This is a genomic window from Streptomyces sp. NBC_01446 (genome assembly GCF_026340095.1).
In the GTDB taxonomy this organism is placed as follows: domain Bacteria; phylum Actinomycetota; class Actinomycetes; order Streptomycetales; family Streptomycetaceae; genus Streptomyces; species Streptomyces aureus.
Window position 1 is genome coordinate 7,988,064 of sequence record NZ_JAPEPO010000001.1, and the last position, 15,740, is coordinate 8,003,803.

General features: G+C 70.8%; 16 protein-coding genes and 1 pseudogene. 7 read left to right on the top strand and 10 right to left on the bottom strand.

Going from position 1 to position 15,740, the window contains the following annotated elements:
• The gene (locus tag OG456_RS36095; RefSeq protein ID WP_266568506.1) at positions 1–510 is read left to right on the top strand and encodes a CoA transferase; all 510 of its coding nucleotides are present in this window, start codon (positions 1–3) and stop codon (positions 508–510) included.
• Here OG456_RS36095 and OG456_RS36100 read toward each other — a convergent pair.
• Complete coding sequence (locus OG456_RS36100) at positions 458–1,105, bottom strand: CatB-related O-acetyltransferase (protein WP_266568508.1); 648 nt, start codon at positions 1,103–1,105, stop codon at positions 458–460. The genes OG456_RS36095 and OG456_RS36100 overlap by 53 nt on opposite strands.
• 51 nt (positions 1,106–1,156) lie before the next feature.
• Positions 1,157–2,002 (bottom strand): peptidoglycan-binding protein, encoded by an 846-nt coding sequence (locus OG456_RS36105; protein WP_266568510.1) that lies wholly within the window; start codon positions 2,000–2,002, stop codon positions 1,157–1,159.
• A 216-nt stretch (positions 2,003–2,218) separates the two neighbouring features.
• Between OG456_RS36105 and OG456_RS36110 the strand changes: the two genes are divergently transcribed.
• Both OG456_RS36110 and lpdA read left to right on the top strand, forming a co-directional pair.
• Positions 2,219–4,279 (top strand): restriction endonuclease, encoded by a 2,061-nt coding sequence (locus OG456_RS36110; RefSeq protein WP_266568513.1) that lies wholly within the window; start codon positions 2,219–2,221, stop codon positions 4,277–4,279.
• A 164-nt stretch (positions 4,280–4,443) separates the two neighbouring features.
• Entirely contained in the window at positions 4,444–5,853 is a 1,410-nt protein-coding gene (gene lpdA, locus OG456_RS36115) for a dihydrolipoyl dehydrogenase (RefSeq protein ID WP_266568514.1), read from the top strand.
• A 69-nt stretch (positions 5,854–5,922) separates the two neighbouring features.
• On the opposite strand, the gene OG456_RS36120 is transcribed toward lpdA, so the two are convergent.
• The 5 genes from OG456_RS36120 to OG456_RS36140 form a co-directional block, all read right to left on the bottom strand.
• Entirely contained in the window at positions 5,923–6,342 is a 420-nt protein-coding gene (locus OG456_RS36120; RefSeq protein ID WP_266568516.1) for a molybdopterin-binding protein, read from the bottom strand.
• 207 nt (positions 6,343–6,549) lie between these two features.
• Positions 6,550–7,641, bottom strand: a complete 1,092-nt coding sequence (locus tag OG456_RS36125; RefSeq protein WP_266568518.1) for an ABC transporter ATP-binding protein — start codon at positions 7,639–7,641, stop codon at positions 6,550–6,552.
• Between the two features lie 61 nt (positions 7,642–7,702).
• Positions 7,703–8,584, bottom strand: a complete 882-nt coding sequence (gene modB, locus OG456_RS36130; protein WP_266568520.1) for a molybdate ABC transporter permease subunit — start codon at positions 8,582–8,584, stop codon at positions 7,703–7,705.
• Positions 8,581–9,408: a molybdate ABC transporter substrate-binding protein gene (gene modA / locus OG456_RS36135; protein WP_266568522.1), complete on the bottom strand. Its 828-nt coding sequence runs from the start codon at positions 9,406–9,408 to the stop codon at positions 8,581–8,583. The genes modB and modA overlap by 4 nt, the downstream gene beginning before the upstream one ends.
• A gap of 70 nt (positions 9,409–9,478) precedes the next feature.
• On the bottom strand, positions 9,479–9,865 hold the full coding sequence (locus tag OG456_RS36140) for a molybdopterin-binding protein (protein ID WP_266568524.1): 387 nt from the start codon (positions 9,863–9,865) through the stop codon (positions 9,479–9,481).
• Positions 9,866–10,013: 148 nt separating this feature from the next.
• On the opposite strand from OG456_RS36140, the gene OG456_RS36145 reads away from it, so the two are divergent.
• Complete coding sequence (locus OG456_RS36145; protein ID WP_266568526.1) at positions 10,014–10,484, top strand: molybdopterin-dependent oxidoreductase; 471 nt, start codon at positions 10,014–10,016, stop codon at positions 10,482–10,484.
• Between the two features lie 202 nt (positions 10,485–10,686).
• A pseudogene (locus tag OG456_RS36150) lies at positions 10,687–10,821 on the top strand (NAD-dependent formate dehydrogenase); the annotation flags it as partial.
• Between the two features lie 30 nt (positions 10,822–10,851).
• On the opposite strand, the gene OG456_RS36155 reads toward OG456_RS36150, so the two are convergent.
• From OG456_RS36155 to OG456_RS36165, 3 genes are all read right to left on the bottom strand, one after another.
• A complete protein-coding gene (locus OG456_RS36155; protein ID WP_266568528.1) occupies positions 10,852–11,244 on the bottom strand; it encodes a molybdopterin-binding protein in 393 nt (130 codons plus the stop codon).
• Positions 11,245–11,266: 22 nt separating this feature from the next.
• Entirely contained in the window at positions 11,267–11,722 is a 456-nt protein-coding gene (locus OG456_RS36160) for a GNAT family N-acetyltransferase (RefSeq protein ID WP_266568530.1), read from the bottom strand.
• Positions 11,723–11,841: 119 nt separating this feature from the next.
• Positions 11,842–14,364: a SpoIIE family protein phosphatase gene (locus tag OG456_RS36165; protein ID WP_266568532.1), complete on the bottom strand. Its 2,523-nt coding sequence runs from the start codon at positions 14,362–14,364 to the stop codon at positions 11,842–11,844.
• A gap of 164 nt (positions 14,365–14,528) precedes the next feature.
• On the opposite strand from OG456_RS36165, the gene OG456_RS36170 reads away from it, so the two are divergent.
• Positions 14,529–14,939 (top strand): RidA family protein, encoded by a 411-nt coding sequence (locus OG456_RS36170; RefSeq protein ID WP_266568534.1) that lies wholly within the window; start codon positions 14,529–14,531, stop codon positions 14,937–14,939.
• A 141-nt stretch (positions 14,940–15,080) separates the two neighbouring features.
• The gene (locus OG456_RS36175; protein ID WP_266568536.1) at positions 15,081–15,728 is read left to right on the top strand and encodes a DUF1707 domain-containing protein; all 648 of its coding nucleotides are present in this window, start codon (positions 15,081–15,083) and stop codon (positions 15,726–15,728) included.
• The last annotated feature ends 12 nt before the right edge of the window (positions 15,729–15,740 follow it).

Consider the following 15,740-nt stretch of genomic DNA (forward strand, 5'->3'; position numbering starts at 1 on the left):
GTGCAGGGCGACAACGACGTCTTCCGCACGGCCGACGGACGGCTGCTCTCGCTCGCCACGTTCGAGGACAAGTTCTGGCGGGAGCTCCGCACCGCGCTGGGTACGGAGTTCCCCGGCCTGGACACGGACGCGTACGACCGTCGGCCCGCCCGTACGGCCGCCAAGGAGAAGGTCCACCACCTGCTGACCGCAGTGTTCGCCACCCACGACTACGCGTGGTGGGAGCACACCCTGACCGGGATCGGCGCGCCATGGGCACCCGTGTTCACCGCGGCGCAACAGCTCCTCGACGACCCACATCTGACGGCGAGAAACCTGTTCTCCCAGGCCTCCGGTCCGGCGGCGCAGGCGCGCTTCCCGGTCCGCTTCGGGTCGGGCCTGAACACCTTCCGCACGCCGGCACCCGAACTGGGCGCCCACACACGGGAGGTTCTGGAGGCGATGCCCGCCGCCCAGGTCACCGCGACTTCGGGGCCACGGCCTCCAGCGCGTCGACAGAGCCGGACATGACGGTGCGCACGTGCTCGGTGAGGTGCTCGGCGGGCCAGTCCCACCACGCGAGGGCGAGCAGGCGCTCGACGTCCTCGTCGGAGTGGCGGCGGCGGATGAGTTTCGCCGGGTTGCCGCCGACGATCCCGTAGTCGGGCACGTCGTCGACGACCACGGAACCCGAGGCGATGATCGCCCCGTGCCCGACGCGCACGCCGGGCATCACCGTGGTGCGGTAGCCGAACCACACGTCGTTCCCGACCACCGTGTCACCCCGGCCGGGCAGCCCGCTGATGAGATCGAAGTGGTCCGCCCACGAGCCGCCCATGATGGGGAAGGGGAACGTCGACGGGCCGTCCATACGGTGGTTGGCCCCGTTCATGATGAACCGCACGCCCTCGCCCAGCGCACAGAACTTCCCGATGACCAGCTTCTCCGGCCCGTAGTGGTACAGCACATTGCGCGTCTCGAAGGCGGTCGGGTCGTCCGGATCGTCGTAGTACGAGAACTCACCGACCTCGATCAACGGCGACGTCACCAGCGGCTTGAGCAGCACGACCCGCGACTGGCCCGGCATCGGGTGAAGCACGGTCGGATCGGCGGGCACGAATGACATGACGGGTCAACTTCCTCACGTGGTACGGGACGACGACGGACGGCCATGCTCTCAGCCGCCCCGGGTCTCCGACTCCAGCGCGGCCCGCGTCTCGGGACCGTACACACCGGCGTCCTCGTCGATGCCGCGGGCCACCTGATAGCGGTGGACGGCGTCCGCGACATCGGTCGAGTACCTGCCGTCGGCCGGCCCCGTGTACAAGTTGAGCTGGGTCAGCCGTCGTTGGAGGTCTTTGACCTGACCGCCGTGGCTGCCGGGGGACAGGACTCGGGTGCCGGATCCCGGGCGGGCGGCGGAAGACACCGTGGGCGCGGGCGCGGAGGGCGTCGCGGAGGAGGATTTCACCGAGGCGGACGCGGGTGCGGTCGCCGAGGCGGACGCCGTTCCGGAGGCCGCCGACGACGACGGGCCGGGGGAGCCGGTCGCGTGCGCACCGCCGTTCCCGGGAGAGGGGGCCGCCGATCGCGACGAGACGGATCCGGACGGTGCGGGCACGGCGGAGTCGTCCGTCGCCGACACGGTCCGGCTCGGGGCGTTCCCGGAGCTGAAGGCGCCACTCGCCACGGCGATCACGGCGGCCGCCCCGACACCCAACGCCGCGGTCCCGACGATCACCCGCTGGCGCCTCAGGCGCGCGGGTGACCGACGACCACGGCCGGCGACGACATGCTCCGAAGTCCGGACCGACATGCCGTCGACGGCCGGCCCGTCGCCGACCGGCCCCTCGAAGAGCCGCAGATCCTCCTGGGCCACCGTCCCGGCGGACTGACCGGGCGGGGTCACCTGCCCGAACACCGGGTTCGACGGCACCGCCGGTGCGGACGTCGCGCAGCCGCACGCCGGCTGCTGGTCGGCGATCGGTTCGGACCCGCACAAGGGGCATCGCTGTGCACTCACTGAATGGCCCCTCCTCCGGGCGGCCACAGCATATGCCGATGGCCAGGTGAAGTCCGACTCGCGTGCGTGCCCGACCGCCACCTGACCAACGGAGCCAGCCCGGCTGCGGTCGGCCTGTGACGAGTGGATATGCGAAATGGGTATCGCTCGATACAGTCGTCTCTTTACAACTGGTTGTGGGGACAACCGGAGCGCCTTGGGGAGGGCCTGCAACACATGAGTCGACGCTCCAGTGGCTCGGTCGGCGTCTGGGCCGAGATGCAGCGGCAGCAGCAGCGCCAGATGGAGGCCGAAGCCAGACGGCAGAGGCAAGAGGCGCAGCAAGCACGTGCCTATCAACGGCGAGCGATCCAGAACCACCGCGAGTACCGGCAGGCAGAGGCCCTGCGCCGCTCGGAGGAACTGGACGCTCAAGTCACGTCGCTGCAAGGGCTTCTCGCCTCGGGTTGTCAGGCTTCGCCTTTCAGGGCTCCCTCCCTCATGCGTCCTGAAGATGTCCAGCCCTTTGCTCCAGGTCCCCTGGCGCAGCCCGTGCCCATGCCGGACTTCCAGCACTACCAGACACAGAGCGGGTGGACTGCCACTCGGCGGGCCCAGGCGCAGGCCGAGGCCCGGGCGCGGTTCGACAGGGACTGGCAGTCGGCCCAGGCGGCCGAGGCTCTACGGCAGCAACAGCTGGCGTCGTACCAGCGGGAGTACCAGCAGTGGGCCGATGCCCAACTGGCCGAGGTGCGCCGGCACAACGCAGGCATCGAAGAACTGACCGAAGCAGTCAGGCGCCGCGAACCCGACTCCGTGGTCGAGTACTTCTCCGCTGCTCTCTACGCCTCGACCGCATGGCCGGAGGGTTTCCCGCGTCAGGTGGCAGCCGCGTACGACTCGGCGGCTCGCCAGCTGGTGCTGGACTGGGAGCTGCCGGCCTACACCGTCGTCCCCGAGGTCAAGTCCGTCCGGTACATGTCCGGGCTGGACCAGGACAAGGAGACGGCCCGTCCAGTGGGCCAACGTCGGGCTCTGTACCGGGAAGTTCTCGCGCAGTGCATGCTGCTCGTCCTGCACGAACTCTTCGCCGCGGACGAGATGGGCACGCTCGAAGCGGTGACCTTGAACGGGTTCGTGGACGGGCACGACCCCACGACGGGCTGGCCGGGCCACATCTACCTGGCGACCGTCATGACGTCGAGAGCGACGTTCCGCGACCTGTACCTGGCGCAGGTGGACGCCGGCAGTTGTCTGTCCGACGCCTTACGTGGGCAACTCTCCGGTCGCCCCGATCAGCTCACGCCGGTCCGGCCCGGACGTCGGCCGCAGGACGTCGGAAACCGCGTGGTCACGCATGGCAGCGACGAGGAACCCGACCTCTACGACATGGATCCGATCGCCTTCGAGAATCTCGTCGCCGAGCTCTTCCGGGCCATGGGGATGCAGGCGGTCACCACCCAGCGCTCGAACGACGGCGGGGTGGACGTCGACGCGCTGGATCCGACACCGATCCGGGGCGGCAAAATCGTCGTGCAGGTGAAGCGCTACCGCAACACGGTGCCGCCCACCGCCGTCCGCGACTTGTACGGGACCGTGCAGGACGCCGGCGCCAACAAGGGTGTCCTCGTGACGACATCAGGGTTCGGCCCGGGCTCGCACACCTTCGCCAACGGCAAGCCGCTGGAACTGATCTCCGGCACCGAACTCGTCGACCTGTTGCACCGGCACGGGCTACGAGGGCGTCTGGGCGACGGCACCCGCCGCCAGGCAGCGCAGCCGACTCCGACGGTTCCGGACTTTCGACTGCCCGACGACTACAACGTCCTGGGCATGTCGTGGACCGGAGGCGTCGCCCTGGATGTGTGCGCTCTCGTCTGCCGTGGCAGCAGCATCCTCAGTGACGATCACTTCGTCTTCTACAACAACCCGCACACAGCGGACGGCTCCGTACGCGTTCTGCCTCCGACCGCACCGGACAAGGCCGCCATCTGTGTCTCCTTCGACGAATTGCCGGACGAGGCCGACCGGTTCGTGCTCGTGGCCGCGATCGACCCGGAGGTGAACCCGGACGCCGACCTCTCCGGCTTCACGGACGCCTCCATCCGCCTGCTCGACCCGAGGCTGGCCGACCTGGGACGGCTCGAGGTCTCCGACGGCCGCCCGGGCGAAACCGCCCTGGTGCTCGGTTCCTTCCGCCGCAGACCGAACGGGGACTGGGACTTCGTCCTGGGCGGCAAGGGCTACGCGGGGGGCCTGGAACAGCTCGTCCAGGACTTCGGCATCGAGGTGGAGTAGATGAAGCGCGGCTCGGGCCGGGGACCGAGCTTCGTCCCGGGGCGTGACGGCGCGCACACCCGGGAGGCGCTGGCGTTGCGTATCTGCGCGGGTCCCGGTCGCGGACGTACCGTCGTGCACGTCAGGGCCAGACTCACGTCTCACCGAAACGGCAGGAACGCTCCATGAGTACCACGCACTACGACGTCGTCGTCCTGGGCGCCGGGCCGGGTGGCTACACCGCGGCCGTGCGCGCCACCCAGCTGGGCCTTCGTGCCGCGGTCGTCGAGGGGAAGTACTGGGGCGGTGTCTGCCTGAACGTGGGCTGCATCCCGTCCAAGGCGCTCCTGCGCAACGCCGAACTCGCGCACATCTTCACGCAGCAGGCCTCGACCTTCGGCATCCACGTCGACGGGCAGGTCAGCTTCGACTACGGCGAGGCCTACCGGCGCAGCCGCAAGGTCGCCGACGGCCGGGTCGCCGGCGTGCACTACCTGATGAAGAAGAACGACATCACCGAGTACGACGGCCGCGGATCGTTCACCGACGACCGCACGCTCCGGATCGATCTCACGGCCGGCGGCACCGAGACCGTCACCTTCGGGAACTGCATCATCGCGACCGGCGCCACCACCCGCCTCCTGCCGGGCACCGCGCTGAGCGACCGCGTGGTCACCTACGAGGAGCAGATCCTCTCCGAGACACTGCCCGAGTCCATCGTCATCGCCGGCGCCGGAGCGATCGGCGTCGAGTTCGCGTACGTCCTGCACAACTACGGCGTCAAGGTGACCGTCGTCGAGTTCCTTGACCGCATGGTGCCGACCGAGGACGCCGACGTGTCCAAGGAACTCTCCCGCCAGTACCGGAAGTTGGGCATCGAGGTCCACACCGGGACCCGGGTGGAATCCATCGACGACAGCGATCCCGCGGCCAAGGTGCGCGTCACCGTCTCCAAGGACGGGCAGCAGCGCGTGATCGAGACCGACAAGGTCCTCCAGGCGATCGGCTTCGCGCCTCGGACCACCGGATACGGGCTCGAGAACACCGGCGTCCGGCTCACCGAGCGCGGCGCGATCGACGTGGACGGACGCGGCCGCACCAGCGTGCCCCACCTGTACGCGATCGGCGACGTCACCGCGAAACTGATGCTGGCGCACGCGGCGGAGGCCATGGCCGTGATCGCCGCCGAGACGATCGGCGGCGCGGAGACCATGGAGGTCGACTTCACGATGATCCCGCGCGCCACCTACTGCCAGCCGCAGATCGCCAGCTTCGGGTGGACCGAGGCGCAGGCCCGCGAGCTCGGCTTCGACGTGAAGGTGGCGAAGTTCCCGTTCTCCGCGAACGGAAAGGCCCACGGACTTGGTGAGCCGACGGGCTTCGTCAAGGTCATCAGCGACAACCGGTACGGCGAACTGCTGGGCGCCCACCTCATCGGCCCCGAAGTCACCGAACTGCTGCCGGAATTGACGCTGGCTCAGCAGTGGGACCTGACCGTCCACGAGGTGGCCCGCAACGTGCACGCCCACCCGACACTCGGCGAGGCCGTGAAGGAGGCGGTGCACGGGCTGGCCGGACACATGATCAACATGTGACGGTCGTCCGGGCGGCGCCTCCTCCGGCAGCCACGCCTCTTCGGCCAGGGTCCGATCGACGCCCGACCGTCACGCGGTCGCGAGCGAGACCTCGGTCGACTTGATCAGGGCCACGACGGAGGTGCCGGGGGCCAGGGCCAGGTCGGTGACGGCGTCCTTGGTGATGGCGGACGTCAGTTCGCCGCCCGGGACGCTGACCTTGACGGAGGCCATGGCGCCGCCCGTGGCGATGTCGTCGACCGTTCCGGCGAGCTGGTTGCGGATGGACAGCCCATCGACCCTGCCGGTGGCGAGGGAGACCTCCGTGGACTTGACCAGGGCGCGCACGGCGGATCCCTCGGCGAGGCCGAGGTCCTTGACGGCATCCAGGGTGATCGCCGCGGTGATGTCCTGGCCGCCGTCGAGGCGGACCTTGACCGTCGCCATGGCTTCACCCGCGGTGATGCCCGTGACGCTGCCGGGAAGCTGATTGCGGATGCTCAGGCTCATGCGGAACGCCTCACAGAAAAGGTATGGAATGTCAGGCTTTGGGCCTGTGTAGGGCTCACCGTAGCCGGGTGGGATGTGGCTGGCGTGAGGCCCGTCGCATCTGCGAGGTGAAGGGGCGTGAGCACCTGGCAGGTCGGAGGCGCCCTGTTCGTTACGGGGATGCAGGGGTGCGGCTTGTTGCGGATGCAGGGAGGCGGGGGTGCGGCGTCAGGCGGGGTACGCGTGCGTCTGCGTCGCCTTGACCGTGGCCCAGACCGGCGCGCCCGGGTGCAGGTTCAGCTCCGCGGCGGCGACCGTCGTGAGGTCGGCGGCGAGCGCGAGTTCACCTGTGAGGTCCGCGCGGATCTGGTCCCCGTGCGTCTCGAGCCCGGCGACCTGACACCGCCACAGATTCCGGGCGCTGGCGCCGGTGGGACGGTCCCGGTAGAGGGTCACGGCGCTCGGCGGGAACGCCACGAAGGCGGGCCCCGACAGCTCCTCGCTGGTCGCGACGTCCGGCCCGGAGTCGACCCGCACCACATGCCCGTCGGCCTGCCCCTTGTAGAGGTTCAGGCCGACCAGCTGGGCGATGTAGTCCGTACGCGGATGACGGGCGATGTCGGCCGGGGCCCCCTCCTGGACGACGCGGCCGTGCTCGATGACGACGAGCCGGTCGGCGAGCACCATAGCGTCCAGCGGGTCGTGGGTGACCAGTACGGCGACGGCCTCGAAGTCGGCCAGGTGGCGCCGGAGTTGGGCGCGTACGTCGAGACGGGTGCGCGCGTCGAGCGCGGCGAGCGGCTCGTCGAGGAGCAGCAGCCGGGGATGGGTGGCCAGGGCGCGGGCCACGGCGACGCGCTGCGCCTGGCCGCCGGACAGCCGGCGCGGCTTGGCGCCGTGGTGGTCGGCGAGGCCCATGCGGTCCAGCCACTTCGCGGCCTGCTCGCGCGCCTCGGCCTTGGACACGCCGTGGCAGCGCGGTCCGAAGGCGACGTTGTCCAGGGCGCTCAGGTGGGGAAAGAGGAGGTAGTCCTGGAAGACCACGCCGACCGGCCGGGACTCGGGCGCCATGCGGTCCAACGTGGCCCCGTCCAGGCACAGATGACCGTCTGTCAGGGGCGTGAGCCCGGCCAGGGCGCGCAGGGCTGTGGTCTTGCCGGCGCCGTTCGGACCGAGCAGGGCGACCACGTCGCCGGGGGCGGCGCGCAGCGCGACGTCGAGGCAGAAGGTGCCGCGGTCGACGACGAGGTGGGCGTCCAGGCCGTCGGCGCGGATGTCGTCGGCAGGGAGGCCACCGCTGACGTGGTCGATGTGCGTCATGAGGCGGTCATCCGGTGGTCGGACGGTCCGGCGAGGACCGTGTCGGGGAGGGCGGGGCCGGTCATGACGCCGTCATCCAGCGGTCCCGCAGCCCCGCGAGGACCGCGATCGACACGGCGAGCAGCACCAGGCTGAGGGCGAGCGCGGCGGCCGGGTCGTTCTGGAGCGCCAGGTACACGGCCAGCGGCATGGTCTGCGTACGGCCGGGGAAGTTGCCCGCGAACGTGATCGTCGCGCCGAACTCGCCGAGCGCGCGCGCCCAGGCAAGCACGGCACCCGCGGCGATACCCGGCATGATCAGCGGCAGCGTCACCCTGCGGAACGCCGTGAAGCGGGAGGCGCCCAGCGTCGTGGCGGCCTCCTCGAACCGCGGATCGGCGGCCCGCAGCGTGCCCTCCACACTGATGACGAGGAACGGCATCGCCACGAACGACTCCGCGACCACGACACCCGCCGTGGTGAACGGCAGCGTGATCCCGAACCACGAGTCCAGCAACTGCCCGACGACGCCGTTGCGTCCGAGGGCCAGCAGCAGGGCCACACCGCCCACCACCGGGGGCAGTACGAGCGGCAGTGTCACCAGTGCCCGGACGAAGCCGCGCCCGGGGAATTCCGTGCGCGCGAGCAGCCAGGCCAGCGGCACCCCCAGGACCAGGCTCACCGCCGTGGCCGCCGTCGCGCAGATCAGCGACAGCTGGAGGGCCTGCCAGACCTCCGGACTGGTCAGCTGATCCGGCAGGGTGCGCCAAGGGGCCCGTACGAGCAGGGCGATCAGAGGCAGCAGCAGGAACGCGAGGCCGACGAGGGCGGGCACCAGAAGCGGCAGAGGCACCCCGCGGCCCCGGGCGCCCGGCCGGGCACGCGGACGCCGCGGCCCGGCCCCACGGGTGTCGCCACCCGTGAGGACCTCGGCCGCGGCGCCGGACTTGTCGAGCTCGGTCACGGCTTGAGGAACCCGGCCGCCGTCAGGACCTCCTGGCCCTCGACGGACTGCACGAGCGCGATGAACTCCTTCGCCGCCTCGGCGTTCGGCGCGTCCTTCAGGAGAGCGATCGGGTAGTCGTTGATGGCGTTCGCGGACTCGGGGAACTCGACGCCCTCCACCTTGCTGCCCGCGGCCTTCACGTCGGTCTTGTAGACGACGGCGGCGTCGGCCTCCTTCAACTCCACCTTCGTCAGGGCGCTCTTGACGTCCTGCTCGTACGAGACCGGGGTGAGCTTCAGCTTGCTGGCGTCCAGCGCCTTCTGCGCGGCGGCGCCGCACGGCACCGTCTTGTCGCAGAGCACGACCTTGAGGCCGGACTTGGTGAGGTCCTTGAGGGAGGCGACCTTGTCGGGGTTGCCCGGCAGGGTCGCGATCTCCAGCTGGTTACGCACGAACGTGGACGGGGCGGTGGCCGCGTCCTTCTTGTCCGTCACGATCGCCATCGTCTTGGGGCTGGCGGCGGCGAACACGTCGGCGGGCGCGCCACCGGTGATGCTCGCGGCGAGGGTGTCACTGCCGCCGAAACTGAACGTCACCTTCGTACCTGGGTGGGCCTTCTCGAAATCCTTGCCAAGGGTCGTGAAGCTCTCCTTGAGCGAGGCCGCCGCGAAGACGGTCACCGTGCCCGTGACCTTCTTGGCGGAGTCCTTGGACGCAGAGGAGGAGTCCTTCTTGGACGACGAGTCCGAGCCGGAGGAGCAGGCGCTCAGCGCCAGCAGCGCGGCGACGCCTACGCCGGTCACCTGCAGGGTCCGGCGGGTCCGGCGCGTGTAACGGGTCATCACGGGGTTACTCCCTAGGGCTCTTGGAGAAGAATCGGGCTGATTCTCCGCGAAGCGTCCGGCGGACACTTCAAGGGCGTTCGACGACCACGTTGGTCGATTTGATCACGGCGACGGCAGGCACACCGGGTTCCAGCTCCATCTCCTCGGCCGACTCCCGGCTGACCATGGCCACGACCCGGAAGGGCCCGGCCTGGATCTCCACCTGCGCCGACACATCCCCGAGGATCACCTCGGTGACGATGCCGGAAAGGCGGTTGCGCGCCGAGGATCCGTTGTTCGTCCGCTCGGTGCGGTGCAGCTGTCGGGCGAAGGACGCCAGGTCCGCTCCGGGGATGATCCGGCGGCCCAGCTCGTCACGCTCGGCACGCAGCCTCCCGCCGTCGACCCAGCGCCGAAGGGTGTCGGCGCTGACGCCCATCAAGGCGGCCGCCTCCCCGATCCGGTAGGTGCGCATGCACGGATCATACTGCCGCAGATGCAAGGGGGAAGTCTCTTGTTGCATCGCATGAGCTGGATCATGTGTGGATGGGGGTAGGCATGTGCGTTTGTATGAGAGTGCAGCGGCCGCGGCCCGGGTACGGTCATTCGGGAGGTGGTAGTCCGTGCGTCAATCCCTTACGGCCGCCGATCCGGTGGCAGAGCTCGCCCTGACCGGCGATGTCGCGCGCCCGGCCCGGCTGACGGTGCCCGATCTGCTCGACTGGCCCCAGCACACGGCCCGGGTCAGCTTCGAGTGCGCCACCAGCGGCGTCCAGGAGCACAGCTTCGCGGGCCCACTGCTGCACGACGTCCTGCATGACGCCGGGCCCGGCTTCGACCCCGCCCGCCGCAAGGACCGGCTGCGGTTCCTGATCGCGGTGACCGGGGCGGACGGCCATCACGCCCTGCTGTCCTGGGCGGAGATCGACCCGGACTTCGGGCGGGCCCCCGTGCTGCTCGCCGTCACCATCGACGACACGCCACTCGACCGGGCCGGACCCCAGCTCGTCCTGCCCCAGGACCGCTGCGGGGCGCGGCACATCAGCGGCATCAACGCGATCCGCGTGGACGGCCGCTACGCGTCGTGGGCGTGACGCGGCGGGAGCGCCACCGGCCCACCGGGCCCCCGACGGGGATGCCCAATGGCGCGGGACCCCTGGCGGTGGCCTGGATGGAAGCCTCCTGTCCCGGCACGGCAAGGTTCGCATTGACCGGTCGAGTTCGTCGCGAGGACCTTGAACGGCACCTTCCGACACCGGAGTTGAGGAGTCCCGCGTCATGGCCAGGGTGCTCTGTGCGGCGGGTACCCGGGAGATCCTTGAGGCCTGGCTGGACGGCAAGCCGATCCGTGACGAGTACCTGATCGTGGCGGGCGGCGCGCCGGCCGGCGCGGGCGCGTACTCCTGCTCCACGGCGCCCGGTGACTCCTGAGGCTGCCGAGACGGCCGCCGCTCGCGAACGTCAGGTGCGGTCGATGTGCACGTTCGTCGACTTCACGCGGGCGGTGGCCTTCGCGCCCACCTCAAGTCCCAGCTCCTCCACGGCCTCACGCGTGAGCAGCGACACGAGCCGGTGAGGGCCCGCCTGGATCTCCACCTGGGCCGCCACGTCACCCAGCTTCACGGCGGTGACGATGCCCGGGAAGGCGTTGCGCGCGGAGGTGTACGAGATGTCGTCCTCGCCGCCGGTCCTGGCGACCTCGACCGAGAGAGCTGCCAGGTCCCTGCCGTCGATGAGCCGCCGCCCACCCGCGTCACGATGGGTGGCCACTCTGCCCGCGTCGGCCCATCGGCGTGCGGTGTCCGGACTCACGCCGAGGAGCCGGGCGGCCTGGCCGATCGTGTAGGACTGCATACGCGCCAAGATAGACGAATACTCAGGTGAGCCCGTCCTCGGTGAGCCGCATCGTGAACCAGAGGGCGGGGTCCTCCGGCAGCACGTATCGCTCCACTTCCACGAACCCGTGCTTCTCCGCGAACCGCACCCCGGCCACGTTCGACGCCAGGATGACCGTCTCGATGACGGCGGCGTCCAGTGTGCGGGCGTGCTCCAGGCCGTGCCGGTAGAGCACTTCGCCGAAGCCTTGCCGGCGGTGGTCGGGGAGCACGCGGGCGATCACCGTGGCGGTGGCGGTGTCGTCCGCAGGAGGGCGCACCGTCGTGCAGCCCACAAGGGTGTCGCCGAGATAGGCGACTTCCAGATGGTTGCGCCCCACCCGCTCCCGCACGTCGTCGAGGGACAGCGGGTCGGCCGGGATGATCAGGTTGTGGACGTGTCGCCAGTCCTCGATCAGGGCGTCGCCCTGCACCTTCTCAATGCGGAGATCAGTCATCGCAGCAGGAAAGCGTGCGCGTCGCCGCACGTCAACTGCGTATCTGCGCCCCGGCGTCGGTGATCGGGCGACCGCTTCGGCGACCGACGGTCCCGGCGACGCGGTAGCGCGGCGCTGCTTCAGCGCGTCGTCTCAGGGGCCGGTCCGTCGGTCCCGGCGGCCGGTTCGTCCGTATCGGAGACCGGCTCGTCCGTCTGGTCGGTGAGGGACTGTTCGGCCCAGATGACTTTCCCGTCGAGGGTGTAGCGCGCTCCCCAGCGCTGGGAGAACTGGGAGACGAGAAACAGGCCGCGCCCGCCCTCGTCGGTGGTGCGGGGGTGGCGCAGATGCGGAGCGCTGGCGCCCGCGTCGGACACCTCGCAGATCAGCGCCCGTTCGACGATCAGACGCAGCCGGATCGGCCCGGAGGCGTACCGGATCGCGTTGGTGACGAGTTCGCTGACGACGAGTTCCGTGGTGTAGGCGAGTTCGTCGAGCCCCCATTCGGACAGCTGCCGGGTGACCTTCTTGCGTGCCTCGGCGACGACCGCCGGGTCGCTCTCCAGATCCCACGACGCGACCTGCCCGGCGCCCAGGCGGTGGGTGCGGGCCATCAGCAGGGCCACGTCGTCGTTCGGGCGCGAGGGCACCAGCGCGTCGACGACGGCCACGCAGCGGCCCTCCAGGGACGGGCCGCGTAGCTCCAGGGCATTGCGCAGGCGCTCCCGGCCCGCGTCGAGACCGGGCTCGCGGCCGGGTTCCCGTGGGTCGACGGCGAGCAGTCCGTCGGTGTGCAGCGCGAGCACAGTGCCTTCCGCGAGGGAGAGCTCGGCCGCCTCGAAGGGCAGACCGCCCGTGCCGAGCGCAGGCCCGATCGGGAGGTCGGGGAAGGAGACCTCGCCGTCCGGGGTGACGAGCGCGGGCGGGGGATGCGCGGAGCTGGCCATGGCGCACTGGCCGCTGACCGGGTCGTACACCACGTACAGACAGCTGGAGCCCACGGCCTGGACCGCGCTGCGGGCGTCCTCCTCGCGTGCGCCCCTGCTGACGAGGTCGTCGAGGTGGGCGAGCACCTCTTCCGGCGGCAGGTCCAGATCGGCGAGCGTCTGGACCGCGGTGCGCAGCCGCCCCATGGCGGCGGCGCCGTCGATGCCGTGGCCGGGGACGTCGCCCACAACGAGGGCGACTCGGGCGCCGGACAGCGGGATGACGTCGAACCAGTCGCCGCCGAGGCCCGTCAACTCGTCAGCGGGCCGGTAGCAGGCGGTGACGTCCACCGCGTTCTGCTCGGGCAGGTGGCTCGGCAGCAGACTCCGCTGAAGCACCAGCGCGGCGTCGCGTTCGCGTGTGTAGCGGCGGGCGTTGTCGACGCAGATCGCGGCCCGGGCGACGAACTCCTCCGCGAGCGCCAGATCCTCCGCGTCGAACGGGTCGGGGCGGTCGCGCCGGAAGAAGCTGGTGACGCCCATCGTGATGCCGCGCGAGCGGATCGGCACGATCATCATCGAGTGCAGCCCGAGTTCGATGAGGGAGGCCGCCGGGCGGCCGGGGTCGGTGGCGGTCCAGTCCTCGTCCCGGGGATCCACCTGCTCCGCGTACCAGGACACGCCGCTGGTCAGGACGCGGACAGGGGGTGATTCCGGGCGGTAGCGGGCCGCCTCCCCGATGCGGACGAGGGTCTCGGGAAGGCCGTCCCGCACCGACCGGTGGCCCGCGCGCCGCAGCGTGACCATCTCCGGGTCGCTCGGCGTCCCCGCCGTCGGCTCGGCCCCTTCGAGGACCGACTCCAGCAGATCCACGGCGACGAAGTCCGCGAGGCCGGGCACTGCCACGTCTGCCAGTTCCTGCGCGGTCTGTACGACGTCCAGACTCCGGCCGATGTGCTCACCGGCCCGGTCGAGGAGGGCGAGCCGCTGCCGGGCCAGATAGCGCTCGGTGATGTCCATCGCCGTGTAGTACACGCCCAGCGGGGACCCGTTCTCGTCGTTGAGCCGAGTGAACGACATGGCGTGGCAGCACTGGCGGTGCGGCGCGGACTGCACGCGGCCAACCTGCTCGTAGCCCACGACCGCTACCCCCGTGTCGAGGACCTGCCGCATCTGCCCCTCGAGCTGCTCGGAGTCGAGTCCGGGCTGGATGTCCGCCAGCCTGCGGCCGATACGGTCCCGCGCCGGACCGCCGCCGAACTGCGCCAGCGCGTCGTTCGACCACACGTACCTCAGGTCCGTGTCCACGATCGCGATGCCCAGGGGGGAACGCGTGGCCATCTGCTCCAGGACGGAGCGGCTCATCTCCCATCCGGGCGCCCGCGCCAGGTCCGTCACGAGCGCGATCCAGCGCTCGGGCTCCGGGCAGAGCTGTGCCTCGACGACGTGCACCATCAGGGGGACGGGGTGCCCGTCGCGGTGTTTCGCCCTCAGGATCCCCGACCATCCGCCGCCCCGCCTGCACTGCTCGGCGAGCGCGACAGCGCGGACCGCGTCCTCGGGCATCAGGAGCTCGGCCACCTTCCGGCCCACCACCTCGGCGGCCGCGTACCCCAGCAGCCGCTCGCTCCCGCCGGACCAGCCGGACACCACGCCATGTGTGTCGAACAGCACCGGCGCGGCATCCGCCACGTCGAAGCGCTGCTCTGCGGCGTCGCTCTGCTCGCTCGTCCCCACGGTGTCCCGCTCCGTCCTGAGAGTGGTTTCTCTCTCCCGCCCATTCTTCACCTCGTGTGACGATGACGGCAGGTGTGCGCCGCCGCGCCAGGAAAATCAGGGGCGCCCGCGGGCGTTCCTTGCGAAGATGACCGCCCGTCGTGCCCGCTCCGGAGGGAATTCACGTGCCCCGCGCCGTCTCGCTGATCCGCTCGTCCTCGCTGTCCGACGTCGCCGAGTACGCCTACGCGGCCACGGCTCCCGCCGAAGCGCGGCTGATCTTCCTCGCGGGGGCCTGTCCGCTGAACGAGGACGGCTCGACGGCTGCCGTCGGCGACTACGCCGGACAGGCGGCCAAGGCTGTCGAGAACATGCGGACGGCGCTCGCCGCGTCGGGCGCCACCCTCGACGACGTGATCAGCACCCGTGTCCTCGTCGCGTCCACGCGCCAGGCGGACCTGGTGACGGCTTGGCAGGTGGTGCGTGACGCGTTCGGCGACCACGACGTCCCCAGCACGTTGATGGGGGTCACGGTGCTCGGGTACGAGGACCAGCTGGTGGAGATCGAGGGCGTCGCGGCGGTACTGGACTCCTGACGGGGGCGGGCCGATCGCCCGATCGCGGGTGGCCGCTCGGGCCCGGTTCCCTGGGTGGCGGCCACGCCACTAGAGACCCGATCGCGGGTGGCCGCTCGGGCCCGGTTCCCTGGGTGGCGGCCACGCCACTAGAGTGCCTCCATGCCCGGTGAAATGGTGCCAGACCGCCGCGAACTGCGTGCGTCGCACGAGGAGCGCGACCAGGTCGTGGAGCGGCTGACCGTCGCCGCCGGTGACGGCCGGCTGACCGCGGACGAGCTGGACGAGCGGCTCGAGGCCGCGCTGACGGCCCGTACCCATGGTGAGCTGGCGGCCCTGCTCGCCGACCTGCCGGACGCCGGTCCCGCGTGGGCCGCCGGGGTCGCGGCCGCCGCACCGAAAGACGTGTCGCGGATCGTCGTCGACGGCGCGAGCGCGAAGCGGGACGGCGGCTGGGTGGTCCCGAGGCGTCTGGCGATCGACTCGAGGAGCGGTTCCGTCGTTCTCGACTTCACCCAGGCCGTCGTCGCGGAGCCGACCCTGGAGATCGAGGTCGCGGTGCGCAGCGGGTCGGTGACGCTGCTCGTGCCGCCGGACGTCGTCGCCGACGTCGACGACGTGGCCGTACGCAACGGCAGCGTGCGCCATCAGGCGCGGCCCGAGCCCGCGACACCGGTCAGGCTGCGCATCCAGATGTCGGGTGAGGTGCACGGCGGCAGCATCGCGATACGGCCGCCCAGGCCGCCCCGCCGCGGCTTCTGGCAGTGGCTGCTGCGGCGCCCGCGACCGGTGGCGGCGCTCCCGCGCTGACCGGGCCTCAGT